The organism is Clostridium tagluense (genome assembly GCF_003865095.1).
Classification (GTDB): Bacteria; Bacillota; Clostridia; order Clostridiales; family Clostridiaceae; genus Clostridium_AD; species Clostridium_AD tagluense.
Map to the genome: position 1 here is coordinate 26520 of NZ_BHYK01000007.1, position 17812 is coordinate 44331.

Sequence of the window (17812 nt, forward strand, 5' to 3'; positions counted from 1 at the left end):
GTGAATAAAAATAACTAATTTAAATAAAAATGTTTAAAATGTATAACAAATAGGAGGAAATTGAAATGAAAAAAGTTTTGACTATAGCGGGTTCTGACAGCTGCGGAGGAGCAGGAGTGCAAGCAGATTTAAAGAGTTTTAGTGCCAATGGGGTTTATGGAATGACCGTTATTACAGCAATAACGGCGCAGAATACCATGGGAGTTTTTGCAGTGCAAGATTTAGAAAAAGAAATTATTGTGGCACAAATTGATGCGATTTTTACGGATATAACTGTAGATGCAGTTAAAATTGGTATGGTGTCTGTGATTTCAACTATTGATGCCATAAGTGAAAAATTACAACAGTACAAACCTAAAAACATAGTACTGGATCCTGTAATGATTTCAAAAAGTGGTTATTCACTATTAAAGCCAGAGTCAAAAACCGCACTTATTAAGAAATTAATTCCATTAGCATCACTTATAACCCCTAATATTCCAGAGGTCGTGGAAATTCTTGGCGAAGTACATTCAGAGATTACAAGTATTGAAACAGTGGAAGATATGGAAAGGGCAGCAAAAGAAATATACAAGTTAGGCTGTAAAAGTGTGCTTTTAAAGGGAGGCCATATGGAGGGAGATGCCATAGATGTATTTTATGATGGGAAGGAAATTACACATTTTAAATCCGAAAGAATCCCTACAAAAAACACTCATGGAACGGGATGTACGTTGTCTTCTGCTATAGCTGCAAATTTAGCATTGGGTTTTAGTATGAAAGACGCAATAAAAAACTCAAAAGAATACATAACTACTGCTATAAAGCATTCCTTAGATATTGGACATGGAGTTGGACCTACTAATCACTTTTATGAATTATATAAGAAAGCAGGTATAGCAAATGATTAAGGATAGTGAAAAACTAGGATTTTGGACCTTTTTATTTTTATGGTTTGGAGCTGCAGTTTCTGTTGCTGAAATTCTTACGGGAGGATTTATTGCACCCTTAGGATTTAAAATAGGAGTGGTAGTAATCTTACTAGGACATTTGATTGGCACAGGAATATTGATGCTAGGTGGTATAATCGGTACTAGAGAAAAAGTGCCAGCCATAACTTCTACGGGTATTTCTTTTGGAGTATATGGCACATATTTATTTTCTATTTTAAATATACTTCAGTTAATTGGTTGGACGGCAGTTATGATAAAGGTAGCAGCCAGTTCTGTAAACTTAATAACACAAAGTTTATGGAGCTTCAATAATGTCTTAGTATGCATAGTGATTATTGGAATACTTACAATATTGTGGCTTAGTTTTGGTAATGCAGGTATGAAAAAATTAAATATTACAGCCGTATTTTTGCTTTTTATACTTACCTTGGTTCTAGGATCAATTATTTTAAGGGATAGAACATTACTTGCAAAGGCGAGTAGTTCAGGGATATCCTTTGGTGGAGCATTAGAACTCAGTATAATTATGCCACTTTCTTGGTTACCTTTAATTGCAGACTACACTAGATTTGCAAAAAGTGAAAAGGGAGGGGCCTATGGAAGTTTTATAGGTTATTTTTTAGGAAGTTCATGGATGTTTATTATAGGCCTAGGCGCTGCCATAGTGTCAAAAAATTCAGACCCTTCAGCTATTATGCTTGCTGCAAATTTAGGAATTACTGCTTTAGGCATAGTGGTACTTTCCACAGTAACCACTACATTTTTAGATGTGTATTCAGCAGGAGTTTCTTTTTTAAATATTATGCCAAAGCTCAGTGAAAAAAAAGTTGGTATTGTTATGGCTATTATTGGAACACTGATGGCTATAATACTTCCTATAGAAAATTATCAAAGCTTTTTATATGCTATAGGGTCAGTATTCGCACCCTTATTTGCAATTTTAATTACTGACTATTTTATAATAAAGAAAAATACAAAGCTACAAGATAGTGTCCTTATCAATTGGGGAGCTATCATTGTATGGATTATAGGAATAGTACTTTATTATAGATTTATAAAACTTGATTTGATACTGGGAGCTACAGTACCAGTTATGATTATTACAGGATTTATATATGCAATAACTTGGAGGTGGACGTATAAATGGAAATTAATAAAAAAATCATAGAATTATTAAATAGTATAAAAGAAAAAAATCCTTTGGTACATCATATAACAAATTATGTTACGGTTAATGATTGTGCTAATATTACCCTTGCTATTGGTGGGTCGCCAGTTATGGCGGAGGATATTAATGAGGTTTCTGATATGGTATCTCTTTCATCTTCACTTGTAATAAATATAGGAACCTTGAACTCTTCAAGTGTACAATCTATGATTCAGGCAGGAAAAAGAGCAAATGAGTTAAATATACCTGTTATTTTAGATCCTGTTGGAGCAGGGGCAACATCCTATAGAACAGATACTGCTAAAAGGATTATAGACGGAGTAAAATTAGCGGTTATCAGAGGAAATTTATCGGAAATAAAAACAATCTATGGTGTTAATTCTAAAACAAAAGGTGTAGACTCTTCGGAAAGTGTTTCTGAAAATGGCAATGAGCTTATAGAAGAAAAAGAAATGGCAAGAGCACTTGCGAGTAAATTAAATACAGTGGTGGCTATAACTGGAGTGGTAGACATAATAACAGATGGAAAAACTCTTTACACCGCATCAAATGGGCATAAAATAATGGCTAAGGTTACGGGCACGGGATGTATGTGTACTTCACTTATTGGTTGTTATTTAGGATCCGGAGATAACAATCTTCTAGCAGCTTTATCAGGAATCGTTTCTATGGGTATTGCAGGAGAAATAGCTTATGAAGGTTTAGATAAAAACAATGGTGGCACAGGAACTTTAAAAGTAAAAATACTAGATGCTATTTATAACTTATCTCAAATTGAAATAATAGAAAGGAGCAAAATAAATGAAGAATAATATGGATTATAGCCTTTATCTTGTTACAGATAGGGATGTGCTCGTAAATACAGATATATATACTGATGTTGAGGAGGCCATAAAAGGCGGAGTCACATTAGTCCAGATTAGAGAAAAGAAGGTGGGTACTTTAGAATTTTACAACATTGCAGTAAAAATAAAGTCTATTACAGATAAATACAAAGTTCCACTAATAATTAATGATAGAATTGATATTGCACAAGCTGTAGATGCTGCAGGAGTTCACTTGGGCCAAAGTGATATGCCAGCAGATATTGCAAGGCGTATATTAGGCAATAATAAAATAATAGGTGTTTCCACCTCAACTCTTAAGCAAGCTAAAAAGGCTGAAAGAGAAGGTGCAGATTATGTAGGGGTTGGAGCTATGTTCCCTACAACTACTAAAGATGATGCAAGTGCAGTTTCTGTAGACTGCTTAAAAGAAATAAAGGAAGGTATTTCTATTCCTGTAGTTGCTATAGGTGGAATTAGTGAAAAAAATATATCATTATTAAAGCCAGCAAATATTGATGGTATAGCAGTAGTTTCGGCTATACTTTCCAAAAAATCTGTAAAGATAGCAGCGGAAAAATTAGGGGATTTATTTAGAGTATAAAAGCGAAAATTTTGAAAATTCAAAATAGTTGTTGTAATATAGGTAAAAACAAATTATAATCTATTTAGAAATTAATTTGATTATTACTGCTTTATTTATAAGAAGTCTAAAAACACTAAAGTAAGTTAGCCCAGTATGATGAATAATCACATTGGGCTTTTTATAATGTTTTTATGATTTAGAAATACATATAGTGTAGAAAAATGACAAAATTATAAGGAGTGTTCAATATGATATTTCCAGGTAAGGTTTTAATCGCACAGGGTGGAGGTCCAACCGCTGTTATTAATCAATCCCTAGTTGGCGCAGTGCTAGAAGCAAGAAAATTTGCGCAGGTAACAAAAGTCTATGGTGCTATAAGTGGAGTAAATGGAATAGTTAATGAAAATTTTTACGATTTAACTCGTGAAACAACTCATAATCTAGAGCAGGTTGCGATGACTCCCTCCTCCGCACTTTTATCTACAAGAGACAAGCCAGATGAAAAATATTGTAAGGAGATATTCACTGTGCTTAAAGCCCATGATATAAGATATTTCTTTTATATTGGGGGAAATGATTCAGCAGACACCGTTAGAATAGTAAATCAACAGGCTAAAATTTCAAATTATGAACTAAGAGCAATTCATATTCCAAAAACTATAGACAATGACCTTATGATTAACGATCATACTCCTGGATACGGATCGGCCGCTAAATATATAACCAATGCTTTTATTGGATCCAACCTTGATAATAGAGCATTACCAGGCATCTATATAGGAGTAGTAATGGGGCGTCATGCAGGATTTTTAGCAGCTGCATCAGCCCTAGCTAAAAAGTATGAAGATGATGGTCCACATTTAGTATATTTGCCAGAAAGGGTCTTTAGCATTGAGCAATTTTTGGTTGATGTAAAAAATGTTTATGATAAACATGGAAGATGTGTAATAGCTGTATCAGAAGGTATTCAAGATGAAAAGGGAGTGCCAATCATTACAAGCCTTATGGAGAAAGTAGAAAAAGATGCTCATGGAAATATACAACTATCAGGAACAGGAGCCTTAGGGGATCTTTTATGTAAATATATCAGAGATAATTTAAATATTAAAAGAGTTAGATCCGATACCTTGGGATATCCACAAAGATGCTTTATGGGATGCGTGTCAGATGTAGATAGAAATGAAGCTCGTGAAGTAGGAGAAAAAGCTGCACAGTTTGCATTGTGGGATAATGTGGATGGATCTATTACTATACATAGGACGGGCCATTATTCTGTGGATTATAGACTTACGCAATTAGATGCAGTAGCAGGAAAAACAAAGGTAATGCCTGATGCTTTTATTAATAGTGCATGCAATAATGTAACTGAGGCATTTTTAAATTATGCAAGGCCATTATTAGGTTCAGACATGCATTATGCACACAGACTTAGAGCACCTAAAATACCGAAAATTTTATATAAATAGGGCTGGAAATTATATGGGTTAATAATAAGTCAAAATACATTAGCATTTTGACTTATTACTGAAATCCACGGAGTAAATGTTTTAAACTTTAGAACTCAAGGTTATATGATCTTTAACCTTACTTAAGGCATAATCTAGCGCAGAATCTAAATTATTATTATTTTTTCCTCCACCTTGCGCAGAAAGGTCACTTCCACCGCCTTTACCATCTATAAGTGTTATGGCATCCTTAAGAAGGGCGTTCATGCTAATCATATTTAAATCCTTTGAACACATAAATAAAAGATTTGCTTTATCAACAGATTTTACTCCAAATAAAACTACAACCTTTGGTGAGGATACTAATTTTGTTGCTAAGGTATTAGTGTATTTTAAATCACCATTATCAAAAATGCATTTAAGCACCTTAATATCTTCTATTTTTGTAGCGGATTCTAACATATTTTGAACTTCATACTGTGCAACTATTGCTTTTAATGTACTTTTTTCACTAAGGGCCTTATTAAGTTCAGAGGAGAGCCTATCTACTTCGGATAAGAGAGTAGAACTATTGCAGGATAAAAGTTTAGACATTTTATCTATGGCCTCATGTTTTGAAATATAATCAGAAACTGCTCTCGAACCACATAAAAATTCAATTCTCATACCATTCTTGTATTTTTCAAATTTTATAACCTTAATTAATTGTACCTCAATAGTTGAACTAGGATGTATTCCACAGCAAGGATTTACATCAATATCGCCTATCTTAACTATTCTAATTTTTTCGCCAGCTTTTACTGGGATCTTTTTTATTGTTAATTTTTTTAATTCAGAATTGCTTGGATACAGTACTTCTATGGAAATATTGTCTAAAACTATTTTATTAGCCTTTGTTTCGGAGGCTTTAATTTCATCACCTATAATAATTTTATCAATATCGATTGTTGTAGAATCCCTTCCAAGGTGAAAACCAATGGTAGATGCATTAAATAAATCAGCAAGACAAGCAGAAAGGATATGCTGACCTAGGTGTTGTTGCATATAGTCGTATCTTCTATGGAAGTCTATACTACATTTAACCTTGTGAATTTTAAGTGGTTTAATTGAAACTACATGATATATTTTTTCATCTTCTTCATAAACATAGGTTACTGCAGTACCATTTATATTTCCAGTATCACAGGGCTGTCCACCGCTTTCAGGGTAAAAACAGGTTTTGTCTAGTTCAATATGATACTCTTTTTCTTTTTCTATTACATTTATTACTTCAGCTGTAAATTCTGTTTGATATGGATTTTCATAATATAACTTTTCCAAAGTTAAGCATCTCCTTTTAATATCTATGTTGCATAGTAACTATGCTGGCATAAAATACATTATATGTTTTTAATCTATGGGAAATTTTAAGACTTTATAAAAAATCAAGTCTGTAATATTGCAGCATCGCAGATGATGATTTAATCCCCTTAGTGGGGACTGCAGAAGAAGCTCTCACTTTTAAAATGTGAGTGTGTTAGTATATTCTATATTGTACCATAAAAATATTAATGAGAAGATACTAAGATTTTAAAAGATATAGATGTGGATTGCATATAAAGTATACAAATGATTATAAAAGTATTAATATATGTATATATATATTAATATGTTGGTGAAGATTATCATTAATGTAAGCTGACTATTAATAAAGAGATAAAAATTAAGAAAAAATGTGTGGAGGGGTTATTATGGATTTTGAGAAGTCTTGTGGCGCTGTAATTTATAGAATGATAGATGGAAATTTAGAGTTTTTAACCATTAGTCATAGAAATGATGGACACTGGGGTTTTCCCAAGGGACATATGGAAGAAAATGAATGTGAAGAAGAAACGGCAGTAAGAGAGGTTTCTGAAGAGACTGGACTTTTGGTTACTATAATTAATGGATTTAGAGAATCTGTAGACTATTTAATAAAACAAGAGACCAGGAAAGAAGTTGTATATTTTTTAGCTCAGGTGCAAAGTCAGATTGTTCATATCCAAGTAGAAGAAGTAGCAGATTATAAGTGGTCAAGCTTTCAGCAAACAAAACAACTATTATCTTATAAAAGTAGTAAGGAAGTTTTGGAAAAGGCCTGCCAATTTATTGTTGAAACAGTTAAAAAATCCAATGAAAAAAAATAATATTTCATTGGATTTTTTTATTGATTTTGTAATTAATTAGATTTTAGAGATCAACCTACTGTTGAGGTGATTTTCCATTAAATTTTAAACTTAGAGACTTCCTCAGTTAATTGTTCTACACTTTCCTTGGATTTTGTTACTTCTCTAATGATTTTATTTGATTTATCAGTTATATCTCCTACTTTTTGGGCGATATTTGTGGTTCCTTCTGCTCCTTCGTTAGAGGCCATGGATACCTGCTCTATTGTCTTTATTACCTCTTGAAGTGAAGCTAAAAGTTCCTCAGAAGTGGAGCTGAATTCTAGCACAAGATTATTTACAAAATCTGCATCCTGACTATATTCACCTGCCACATTTAGCATTGTATTATAATCATTACGTACATCTTTCGATACAAAATTTAACAATTCATTGGAGCTAGATGATAGGTCATTTACTGAATCGGTAACTTTTTCAGTTATACTTTGTATTTCAATCACAGTATTCTGAGATTGTTCTGCAAGTTTCCTTATTTCATCTGCAACCACAGCAAATCCTTTTCCTGCCTCGCCAGCTCTTGCAGCTTCAATGGCAGCATTTAATGCCAAGAGATTGGTTTGTGATGATATCTGCATAATTGCATTAGATAATACATTAATTTGTCCTACTACTTTTGAATTTTCCATTGCAATTTGCAATTTATCTTTGGTCTTAGAGAATATTTCTGATGCCTTCTCTTGTGATTTTGTCACATTATCTTTAGTATTTAGTGCTCTTTTGTTTATTTCTTGAGCTTCGGTAGCGCCTTCTTGAGCTTTTGTTGCTATAGACTGAACTGCTCTTTCTATCTCATCTGCTGTTGAATTCATTTCCTGTGCTGATGCTGCAGTTTCCTCCATTCCAGCAGATAACTCTTCTGTAGTTGCGGATACTTCTTCTATATTTATGTTTAAATTATTCATATTTTCTGAAATAGTGGTTACCACTGTTTTAATAACATTAGATTCTTCTAGCACATTGCCAATTAAAAGTTTTAATGAATTTTGCATTACACCCATTGCATTTGAAATATCTCCTATTTCATCTTTTCTATTTTTGAATTTTTCAGTGGAGTTCATTGTAAAATCGCCATTAGCTATAAGTTTTAAATGATTTACAGCTAAAACTAATGGATTTGAAATGGATCTCGAAATAATAAAGGTTAAAGCAAAGCCAACAGCTAAGGCAATTAAAAATATTACAAAAAACACTTTTTGCGAAACTTTGAAATCTTTATCATTTTGAATTTTTAAATCTTCTGCTAATTTAGTATTATACATTGCGATTTCTTTTAAGCTATTTTGAAATTGTTCTTTATTTTTTTCAATAGAGTTTAATTGATTAATGGCTTCCTTCTGTTTCCCTTCCATGGATAGTTTGATAGCTTCATATGTTCCTTCTATAAATTTATCATTATTGACATCAATAATATCAATTCTATCTTTTTCATATTTATCAGTATTAGCTTGTTTGAAATTTTTCCAGTTTTCTGAAAATATGTTTTGCCTACTTTGAATATCTTTTAATTTTTCATTTTGTTTATCTTTATCTTCTGTATGAATTAGTACGTAGTATGAATTTGCTTCTATAGCCCTAGCTTGGTTTCTGTTCTCATTTAACCATTCAATGCTTAATAATTTGTCTGTATACATTGTTGTCATATCTTTATTTGCCCTTGAAAGATAATAATATCCTACACCACTCATCATGATTATAAGTAATAACGATACCATTGAAAAAATTATAAGTTTTGATTTAACCTTTAAGTTATTCATATTTATTGTTGCCCCCTATTATATTTTATACATAATCATACAATATAACTAAAATTTCGTCAATAATTTTATTATTTGCTTCGTAATAATTGTAATTTACACTAAAATTTAAAATAGTTATAGTGTATACTTAAAATTATCCCATAAAAATCAATTTATAACATAGGTATTTTAAAGACATGAGTGGCAACATTTATACATAAAATTTTCACAAATAAATGCTATAATAAACTCTGACATATAGGTAACTTATAGATAAGAGAGGATACAGGGAAAAATAGAGGAAGTTAAATAAAAAAGGTTGGTGACGGGATTGAAAAGAAAAAAGGTGAGAAGAAAAAGAATTTTGGTTGTAGGTACAATATTTTCTATAGTATTTATGGCTCTTGTGAGTAGATTGGTTTATTTAATGATTATTAATGGGACAAGTTATAAACAGCTGGCATTAAAACAGTGGACAAAAACTATAAAAACAGCCCCCAAAAGAGGAGTTATTCTGAGTAAAAACGGTTCGAAATTGGCATCAAGTGCCGATATTTATAGGATTGATGTTGATTTAAATGTACTTAAAAAGTATTTAGGGGGTAAAAAAATTCCTGAAAAGCAAGCCGCGTACCAACTGTCACAGAAACTGAATATTAAAAGTAGCGATGTTGAAAAAATATTAAACAGCAAAGATAGTAAGGGAAAGCTACTTCAATTTGTATTGTTGAAAAGAAAAGTTGAAGAGGAAATGGTAGATACCATTAAAGCATTGAAATATAAGGGGATAATAATTTCAAGAGATGTAGAGAGAGTGTATCCAAATGGTAGCTTTTTATCCCATGTTATTGGACATACCAATTCGGATGGAGATGGGGTAGGTGGAGTAGAACAGAGTTATAACAAGGAACTTGCAGGTGTGCCCGGGGTAAAAGTGACTGAAGTGGATAGGGATAATAATGAATTGCCCTACAGAGAAGCAACCTTGGTTAAGCCTATAGACGGAAAGGATTTAACGTTGACTATAGATGAACGAATTCAAGAGTTAGCGCAAAAAGTGGCTAATGAAACATTGACTATAAATAGTGCTAAGTTTGTTAGCATAACAATTATGAATCCACAAAATGGGGAAGTTTTGGCTATGGCGAGTGCACCGAATTATAATCTAAATAAGCCTTATACAGAGGGTAAAACAGATAGCGAAATACAGGAAACCTGGAAGAATAGAGCTATCAGTAATGTGTTTGAGCCAGGATCAATTTTCAAAGTTATAACATCTGCGGCCGCACTTGAAAACAATTCGGTTAAAGGCGATGACCGTTTTGTAAGTAATGGGAGCATTAAGGTTGGTAATACAACATTGTATAATGATAATAAAGAGGCTTATGGAGTTGAGACGTTTTCAGATATAATTAAAAATTCTGATAATGTTGGATTTATTAAGCTAGGAGAAAAAATTGGAAAGGAGAATTTTTATAAATTTGTAAAGGCGGCTGGCTTTGGAGAGAAAACTGGTATAGATTTGCCAGGTGAAAGTACCGGACTAATAAAGGATTTTAAAAGTATTGAACCTATTGATCTTGCAACCATGTCCTATGGGCAAGGTGTTGCAGTTAGCCAAGTGCAGTATATTGCCGCCTTCAATGCAGTCGCAAATGGGGGTACTTGGATAAGACCACATATTATGAAGGAAATATCCCACATGGAAAATGGTAAAAAAGTTCTGGATAAAAAGTATGATAATCTTGGTGAAAAGACTATAACAAGTAGCGAAAAAGCAGCACAACTAAGAACGTATTTGGAAAATGTTGTAAAGGGAGGAACCGCAACGGATACCTATATGAAAGGTTACCACATAGCTGGAAAGACAGGAACTGCAAATGTGGTAAACAGTACCACGGGAGGCTACGAGTCTGGTAAGTATATAGCATCCTTTGCAGGTATGGCTCCTGCTGATAATCCAAAGGTAACATTGATAGTTACTATAGAAGAACCAAACTCCAGTAAATATTATGCCGCTCAGACAGCAGTACCTGCAGCACGCAAGCTATTTTCAGGTCTATTTACAATACTTAATATATCTCCAGATAATAAATAATAAAAAATTTACTATTAAAACATAAACATTATATCATTCATAAGTTACTTAGTTATTCTAATTGCTTCAGTAAACACAAACACTTAAAAATATATAAAAATATACAAAAAAAGAGGAATATGACATATATTCTAGAATATAATATTTTGGAAATATTTTTAAGGAAATCTAGTTTAGTTATAAAATCAAGCAGGTTTCAATGGATTTTTAGAGGGGGGATTAAGATGAGTGAATATATTAATGTTAATGCATTACAACAAATAGATATTGATGAAATTATTGAGGCCCAGGAAGTTAAAAGTGAATCCAGGGAAAGTGAAGAGGGATATAAAAGATTATTTGAATTATCTCCTGATGCTATATGTGTGCATAGTAATGGAAAAATAGTCTTAGTTAATCTTGCAGCTGAAAAATTATTTGACAAAAAAAAATCTAAGGACATAATTGGAAGAAGTATTCTGGATTTTGTTCATCCTGATTATATTGATATTGCTCAAGATAGAATAAAAATAATATATGAAGGTGGAATGATTACACCATTTATCGAAGAAAAATTCATTGCCAATGATGGGTCTATTATTGATGTTGAAATAGGTACATCTGCTTTTAGGTATAATCATAAGCCGGCAGTTTTAGTAGTAGCTCGTAATATTAGCCAAAGGAAAAAAATGGAGAAAAAAATAAGAGAAAGTGAAAAACTATTAAGAGAGATAACTGAAAATATCTCGGATATTATTGCAAAGACAGATGTGGAGGGAACAATTAAATATGTTACACCTACTAAAAATGATATACTTGGGTATGGATTAGGTAATGTAATTGGAAAAAACCTTTTTGATTTTATTTACCTAGATGATAAAAAAAATGTATTAAGCAAAATTAGAAAATCAATTAATACGACTATAAATCAAAAACTTGAATTTAGATGCATACACATAGATAAACATATTATTTGGGTAGATGGTTGGTTTAACACACTGTTAGATGAAAATAACAAAGTTATAGGATTGATTTTATCAGCAAGAGATATTACTAAGCAAATTGAAGCTGAAGAATTAATAAAAGAAAACAAGGAAAAAACGAGACTTCTAAACCAGGCAATAGAATATGATAAATTTAGGACGGATTTTTTTGCTAATATATCTCATGAACTAAGAACACCAATCAATGTTATTTTAGGAACGTTGCAGCTTATGGAGCTAAAATTCAAGGAAATATTTAATGAAAATGACCCAAAAAATAAGGGATATTTAAAAACTATGAAACAGAATTGTTATAGATTAGTAAGATTGATTGATAACTTAATAGATGTAACAAAAATAGATGCAGGATATTTTGAAATTCATTTAAGTAATTGTAATATTGTTAGTGTTATAGAGGAAATAACGTTGTCTGTAGCTGAGTATGTTGAGAATAATGGGATATCACTTTTATTCGATACAGAGATGGAAGAAAGAATAATAGCTTGTGACAAAGAAAAAATAGAAAGAATAATATTAAATCTTATCTCAAATGCTATAAAATTTACAAATGCAGGAGGTAATATTTCAGTAAATATATTTGAAAGAAAAGATAATGTTGTTATCTCTGTTAAAGATACAGGAATTGGAATACCAAAAGAAAAGCAAGAATGCGTTTTTGATAGATTTATTCAAGTTGACAAGTCCTTGACCAGAAGTAGAGAGGGTAGCGGTATAGGATTATCCTTAGTTAAGGCTTTAGTAGAGATGCACGGTGGTAAAGTATTTTTAGAAAGCGAGGTTAATGTAGGAAGTGAATTTAGCTTTGAACTTCCTATAAAACAGTTATTAGATAGTGAAGCAGTGTACGTTAATAATAGTTTGAATGCTGATAATAATATTCAAAAGATTCACATTGAGTTCTCTGATATATATTTTTAGAATACATTTGTGTAACAGAGAAGGATCGAGATACATTAGAAGCATTGATGCTAAGAATTTCAAAGCGGCACAAGCCTTTTAGGAATATTAAACATGAAGCATTTGATTATTGTAGGTGCTTGGCTTATTATATATATTGTAGCACTTGCATTTATTGCAGTTAAAGTTGTATTTGTAGAGAGTGTGTTACTTAGAAGAGGAGATATTTTTGATTCATTATTGTTTTTGTGATGGTTAATTTTATATTTAAAGGAGAAAATTCATGAAAAATAAAAAAATACTATTAGCTAATAGTTTATTACTACTAGCATTATTGTTATTTATCGAGATACCTATTAAAGCGATTGAGTTATTTAAATTACATGAGCCTATAAGCGGGGACATTTCACTTTTGCTTTCTGGAGCCATTAGTGTTATAACACTTGGAGGCATTGCACTATTATATTGCAGAATTACTAAAAGAAAATTTACAAAAGTAATGGTAATAAAGAAAATCTCTATAAAACAAGTTATGTTAACAATGGTTGTTTCTATTGGTACCTACATTTTTGCAGGAGGGATTAATTCTTTAAGCATAAAATTATTTCCCGTTGTAATAAAAGATGGTATGGCAATATCTAGTTTACTAAATAGTAGTTCACTATTAGTAGGTTTATTTGTGGTAGTTTTGGTTCCGGCATTTTTTGAGGAAGTATTCTTTAGAGGAATTTTTTTAGACGCTTATGAAGGAATAAACAAAAAAATGAAGTATTTTATAATAACTGCAATTTTTGCTACTTTTCATGGAAATGTAATGCAAATTATATATGTTTTATTTTTGGGATTTATATTATTAAAGGTTAGGGAGTACACAGGATCATTATTAGGAAGTATGACACTTCATGCGGCCAATAATGCAATATCCTTTATTATAAGTAAAGTGGCAATGAGTTATATGAAGCTTGTGAACACTGGAATGAAAAATGGCGTCATTGATCCAGTAAAGGTAACCACTGCAGCTAATTCAAATACTGTTAGCTTGAGTGCAACTTTATTTGGAGCTTCAGCATGTCTTTTAATTGGTGGTGCGATACTATTTATAAACCTAAGAAAACTGAAAGAATACAAAGAAGAAAAAGAAGGATTAGAATATAGTCAAGAAGAGGAGTATTCTCAAAACCTAGAATACAATGAAGGCGAAAAATATATGCTAAGAGAAGAAAAAACTATTACTACAGATAAAAAACATTATATTCCCTTAGCTATATATTTTGTTTGTATGATTATATTGCTTGTTCGAAAGTATTAAGATAGATTGAAACAATTAATTAATCAGGAGTTAGTCTATTTTGTGCCATACTCAATAAATAGAACAGGGTTATAGTACAAATTCATAGCTTGACTATTTTTTTATTTATGATAGAATATAAAAAACACGGGTTTTAATTTCATGAGGAATATATTAACAAATCATGTAATTAAATATAATAATAAAAAGTTAATTTAGATTCGTATAACCCCAATAATATGGTTTGGGGGTTTCTACCAGGAGCCTATAATTCCTGATTACGAAGAAGATACAAGTATATGTATTTTCTTTGTAGTCAGGATTTTTTGTTTTTTGAAAAATAGAGTAAAAGCTAAAAGAGTTTAAAAGGAGGACAATATGAAATTTGAAAATTTACCAAAAATTGAATTGCATTGCCATTTAGATGGTAGTGTAAGACCTGAAACAATAATTGATATAGCAAAGAAGGAGGGTATAAGTATTCCCTACTATGATATTGAAAATATTAAAAAAGAAGTTACCGCACCATCAGAATGTAAGTCTCTTGACGAGTATTTAAAAAGGTTTGAAATTCCCAATTTAGTAATGCAATCAAAGGAGAGTTTAAGAAGAATTACATTTGAACTTCTCGAAGATTCTGCAAAAGAAAATGTAAAGTATATTGAAGTTAGATTTGCACCGCTACTTCATATAACAAAGGGATTAACCCTATGCGAAGTAATAGAGAGTGTAATATCTGGGATTAAAGATGCAGAAGATGAATATGATATAAAAGGAAATGTAATACTTTCATGTATGAGATTTATGTCTATTGATAGAGCTTTTGAGGTTGTAGAAGCTGGCAGAAAGTATATTTCAAAAGGTGTAGTTGCAATAGACTTATGTGGGTCTGAAGGCGAAGGCTTTTGTGAAAAATTCATAGAACCTATAAAACTGGCTAGAGAATATGGATATAGAGTAACTATTCATGCAGGAGAAACAGGAATAGGTAAAAATGTCATGGAAGCAGTGGAACTTTTAGGGGCAGAAAGAATTGGGCATGGGGTATTTATTAAAGACTGCATTGAAGCCTATAACATCGTAAAAGATAAAGGAATTACTCTTGAAATGTGTCCAACAAGTAATATTCAAACTAAAGCAGTTGATTCATTTAAAAATCATCCCTTTTATGATTTTTATAATGATGGGGTAAAAGTGACAGTTAATACTGATAATAGAACTGTATCAGACACAAATATGACTGTGGAATGTAATGTATTGTTAAGGGAATTTAACATTACTTTTGAGGAGTATAAACAAATTTATCTTAATAGTGTTGATGCAGCCTTTACCGATTTAGAAACAAAGGGATGGTTAAGAAAATATATTTAAGGGATAGACTTCATAGAAAATAAGAATAGATGCTATCTATAGATAATTACATATCTATAGATAGCATCTATTTTTAAAAAATATACATTTGTTATATAATTATCGTGGGAATTCCATAGTATTTTATAAATTATCATTTGAAAGACATGGTAAATATGCAATATTAATTGCTAGATTACTTCCTTTCATATCCTTTGATATTGTAAGTTATGCAGCAGGACTTACATCCATGAGTTTTTGGTCTTTCTTTATAGCTACTGGTATTGGACAACTTCCTGCAACAATTATTTACTCTTATGTTGGTGGAATGTTAGCTTCCGGAACAAAAATGATGGTTTTTGGACTTTTAACTTTATTTGCTGTAAGCATATTAATGTTGCTAATTAAAAAGATGTATAAGGAAAAAAATAAATAATAAGTTAAATTTTAAAAGGCGTATATGAACTATATCTAAAAAAACAAGGCAAAGGATGATTATCTATGAGGAAAATTAGTTTAAGTGAGGATATCTTAAAGCGAGTAGATACCATGTCAAAGGAATGTATTGCTTGCAAGAAGTGTATGGAAAATTGTATAATGTTAGATGAATATTGCTCCTCTCCTAAAGAACTTTTCAGTAAAATAATAAGAGACCGTGAAATAGATATAAAAATACCCTATTCTTGCAACCTATGCAATTTATGCAGTGAGGTATGTCCCAGGGATATTAATCAAAAGGAGCTTTATTTAGAATTACGAAGATATGCTTTTAAAAATCATAAAAAAGTTATAATGCCATTAGGGTATAAGGTAGTAAAATTTCATCAGAAAAATAGTTTTTCAAGATTTTTTTCAGCCAGTTCAAAAGGAGTAGAAGATGTTAGTTCAACTGCATTTATTCCAGGATGTAGTCTTATGTCTTATAGTCCTGAAATGGTTATGAAAACTTATAAGTATCTTCAAAATATTATGCCAGGAATAAAAATTATTTTGAAATGTTGTGGGAATCCAACTCATACTATGGGAGATGAGAAGGGGTTTAAACAATATTATTCTCAACTTGACCATGAGATTCAAAAGTTAAAGGTAGCTGAAATAATTACAACTTGTCCCAATTGTTTTATAAGTATAAAAAAGAATAGCCCTAATTTGAAAATTACTACGGTTTGGGAGAAAATCAATGAAAGTATTATCCCTGACGGTTTGCTAAATAAATATGACAATGTAGATATTAAATTTAGTCTTCATGATCCGTGCCCAACAAGATATGAAGGCAATACGCAGGGCGCAGTTCGAGAAATTATAAAAAAAATGGGGATTAAAATGGAAGAATTTAAATTTTCCAAAGGGCAAACAGTATGTTGTGGAGCAGGTGCTATGGTAGGAGTAACTAATAACAAGCTTGCAACAGAGCATATGAGTAAAAGAGCAGCAGATGCTCCCTCAGACCATATATTAACTTACTGCCAAACTTGCGCGGAATCTTTGTCAACAGGAGAAAAAAATGCTGTGCATTTATTGGATTTGATGTTTAATGAAGAGATGTTTTCAAATCTTATTTTTCAGCAGAAAAAAAGTAATACTGCTGAAAAGTGGATGAATAGGTATAAAGGTAAAAGAAGAATTCAAAAACTTTAACGACCTCTAATAGTATTTATAAAGTAGAAAGGGTTGATAAAAATGTTAGACACTCACGGTAGGAAATATATAAGTCCACTTTTTAAGGGTGCAGCTAATATTTTTTTAAGCTTAAATATGACAGCGAATAGCATAACCATTATAGCCTTTATAATTGGCTTATTACCCTTTGCATTTATTTATGCAGATAAGCCTTTAATTGCAGTTACACTTTTATGGGTATCAGGTTTTCTTGATGCTGTAGATGGTGAAATGGCAAGAGTTAGTAACACTTCAACTCCTTGGGGAACACTTATGGATATAACTTTTGATCGGTTAGTTGAACTGGGGATTATTTTAGCAATGGCCTTGAAAGAGCCGCAGTCTAGGATGCAGTTATTGTTTTTAACAGCTGCAATAGTATTATCTATGACTGTTTTTTTAACAGTAGGTGCACTTTCTCAAAATAAGGGAAGTAAATCTTTCTATTACCAAGCGGGAGTTGCAGAGCGTACAGAAGGGTTCATATTTTTTACCCTAATGATTTTGATACCTGCGCATCTTCAATTAGTAACGGGTATATTCTCAATAGTAATTGTAATAACTGCACTTCAGAGGTTGATAGAGGCTAGAAGAATTTTAAAATAAAATATTTGTCGAAAAATAAAGGGATTGAGCATTTAT

Annotated in this window: 15 protein-coding genes, 1 pseudogene and 1 riboswitch; of the genes and pseudogenes, 14 read left to right on the forward strand and 2 right to left on the reverse strand. The window is 31.5% G+C overall.

All coding sequences use genetic code 11. From position 1 onward, the window contains the following. The first annotated feature begins 65 nt into the window (after positions 1 to 65). The 5 genes from thiD to Ctaglu_RS07800 all read left to right on the forward strand — a co-directional run bounded on the left by thiD (position 66) and on the right by Ctaglu_RS07800 (position 4976). On the forward strand, positions 66 to 890 hold the full coding sequence (gene thiD / locus Ctaglu_RS07780) for a bifunctional hydroxymethylpyrimidine kinase/phosphomethylpyrimidine kinase (RefSeq protein WP_124999743.1): 825 nt from the start codon (positions 66 to 68) through the stop codon (positions 888 to 890). Continuing rightward, positions 883 to 2100: a putative hydroxymethylpyrimidine transporter CytX gene (gene cytX, locus Ctaglu_RS07785; RefSeq protein WP_124999745.1), complete on the forward strand. Its 1218-nt coding sequence runs from the start codon at positions 883 to 885 to the stop codon at positions 2098 to 2100. The genes thiD and cytX overlap by 8 nt, the downstream gene beginning before the upstream one ends. Next, a complete protein-coding gene (gene thiM, locus Ctaglu_RS07790; RefSeq protein ID WP_124999747.1) occupies positions 2076 to 2912 on the forward strand; it encodes a hydroxyethylthiazole kinase in 837 nt (278 codons plus the stop codon). Before cytX ends, thiM begins: the two co-directional genes overlap by 25 nt. Next, a complete protein-coding gene (thiE, locus tag Ctaglu_RS07795; protein ID WP_124999749.1) occupies positions 2902 to 3528 on the forward strand; it encodes a thiamine phosphate synthase in 627 nt (208 codons plus the stop codon). The genes thiM and thiE overlap by 11 nt, the downstream gene beginning before the upstream one ends. Positions 3529 to 3758: 230 nt before the next feature. Next, entirely contained in the window at positions 3759 to 4976 is a 1218-nt protein-coding gene (locus Ctaglu_RS07800) for a 6-phosphofructokinase (RefSeq protein WP_124999751.1), read from the forward strand. Positions 4977 to 5057: 81 nt separating this feature from the next. On the opposite strand, the gene Ctaglu_RS07805 is transcribed toward Ctaglu_RS07800, so the two are convergent. Beyond that, positions 5058 to 6275, reverse strand: coding sequence for an alanyl-tRNA editing protein (locus tag Ctaglu_RS07805; protein WP_124999753.1), 1218 nt, complete (start codon positions 6273 to 6275; stop codon positions 5058 to 5060). Positions 6276 to 6685: 410 nt separating this feature from the next. Between Ctaglu_RS07805 and Ctaglu_RS07810 the strand changes: the two genes are divergently transcribed. Next, on the forward strand, positions 6686 to 7120 hold the full coding sequence (locus Ctaglu_RS07810; protein WP_185732623.1) for a bis(5'-nucleosyl)-tetraphosphatase: 435 nt from the start codon (positions 6686 to 6688) through the stop codon (positions 7118 to 7120). A 77-nt stretch (positions 7121 to 7197) separates the two neighbouring features. On the opposite strand, the gene Ctaglu_RS07815 is transcribed toward Ctaglu_RS07810, so the two are convergent. Continuing rightward, entirely contained in the window at positions 7198 to 8913 is a 1716-nt protein-coding gene (locus Ctaglu_RS07815) for a methyl-accepting chemotaxis protein (protein WP_124999757.1), read from the reverse strand. A 313-nt stretch (positions 8914 to 9226) separates the two neighbouring features. Here Ctaglu_RS07815 and Ctaglu_RS07820 point away from each other — a divergent pair, with 313 nt between their 5' ends. The 8 genes and pseudogenes from Ctaglu_RS07820 (at position 9227) to Ctaglu_RS07850 (ending at position 17776) form a co-directional block, all read left to right on the forward strand. Beyond that, complete coding sequence (locus Ctaglu_RS07820; protein WP_233439715.1) at positions 9227 to 10993, forward strand: penicillin-binding transpeptidase domain-containing protein; 1767 nt, start codon at positions 9227 to 9229, stop codon at positions 10991 to 10993. Positions 10994 to 11217: 224 nt separating this feature from the next. After that, positions 11218 to 12894, forward strand: a complete 1677-nt coding sequence (locus Ctaglu_RS07825; protein ID WP_185732624.1) for a sensor histidine kinase — start codon at positions 11218 to 11220, stop codon at positions 12892 to 12894. Between the two features lie 93 nt (positions 12895 to 12987). Continuing rightward, entirely contained in the window at positions 12988 to 13125 is a 138-nt protein-coding gene (locus tag Ctaglu_RS25060; protein ID WP_185732625.1) for a hypothetical protein, read from the forward strand. A 31-nt stretch (positions 13126 to 13156) separates the two neighbouring features. Continuing rightward, positions 13157 to 14182: a CPBP family intramembrane glutamic endopeptidase gene (locus Ctaglu_RS07830; RefSeq protein ID WP_124999761.1), complete on the forward strand. Its 1026-nt coding sequence runs from the start codon at positions 13157 to 13159 to the stop codon at positions 14180 to 14182. 180 nt (positions 14183 to 14362) lie between these two features. Beyond that, a riboswitch (purine riboswitch) is annotated at positions 14363 to 14462 on the forward strand. A gap of 77 nt (positions 14463 to 14539) precedes the next feature. Next, positions 14540 to 15532 carry an adenosine deaminase gene (gene add / locus Ctaglu_RS07835; protein WP_124999763.1) on the forward strand — a complete coding sequence of 331 codons (993 nt, stop codon included), beginning with the start codon at positions 14540 to 14542 and terminating at the stop codon, positions 15530 to 15532. 136 nt (positions 15533 to 15668) lie between these two features. Beyond that, positions 15669 to 15947, forward strand: a pseudogene (locus tag Ctaglu_RS07840) (TVP38/TMEM64 family protein); the annotation flags it as partial. 65 nt (positions 15948 to 16012) lie between these two features. Next, positions 16013 to 17149, forward strand: a complete 1137-nt coding sequence (locus Ctaglu_RS07845; protein ID WP_124999767.1) for a (Fe-S)-binding protein — start codon at positions 16013 to 16015, stop codon at positions 17147 to 17149. A gap of 42 nt (positions 17150 to 17191) precedes the next feature. Continuing rightward, entirely contained in the window at positions 17192 to 17776 is a 585-nt protein-coding gene (locus Ctaglu_RS07850; protein WP_124999769.1) for a CDP-alcohol phosphatidyltransferase family protein, read from the forward strand. Positions 17777 to 17812: the final 36 nt, after the last annotated feature.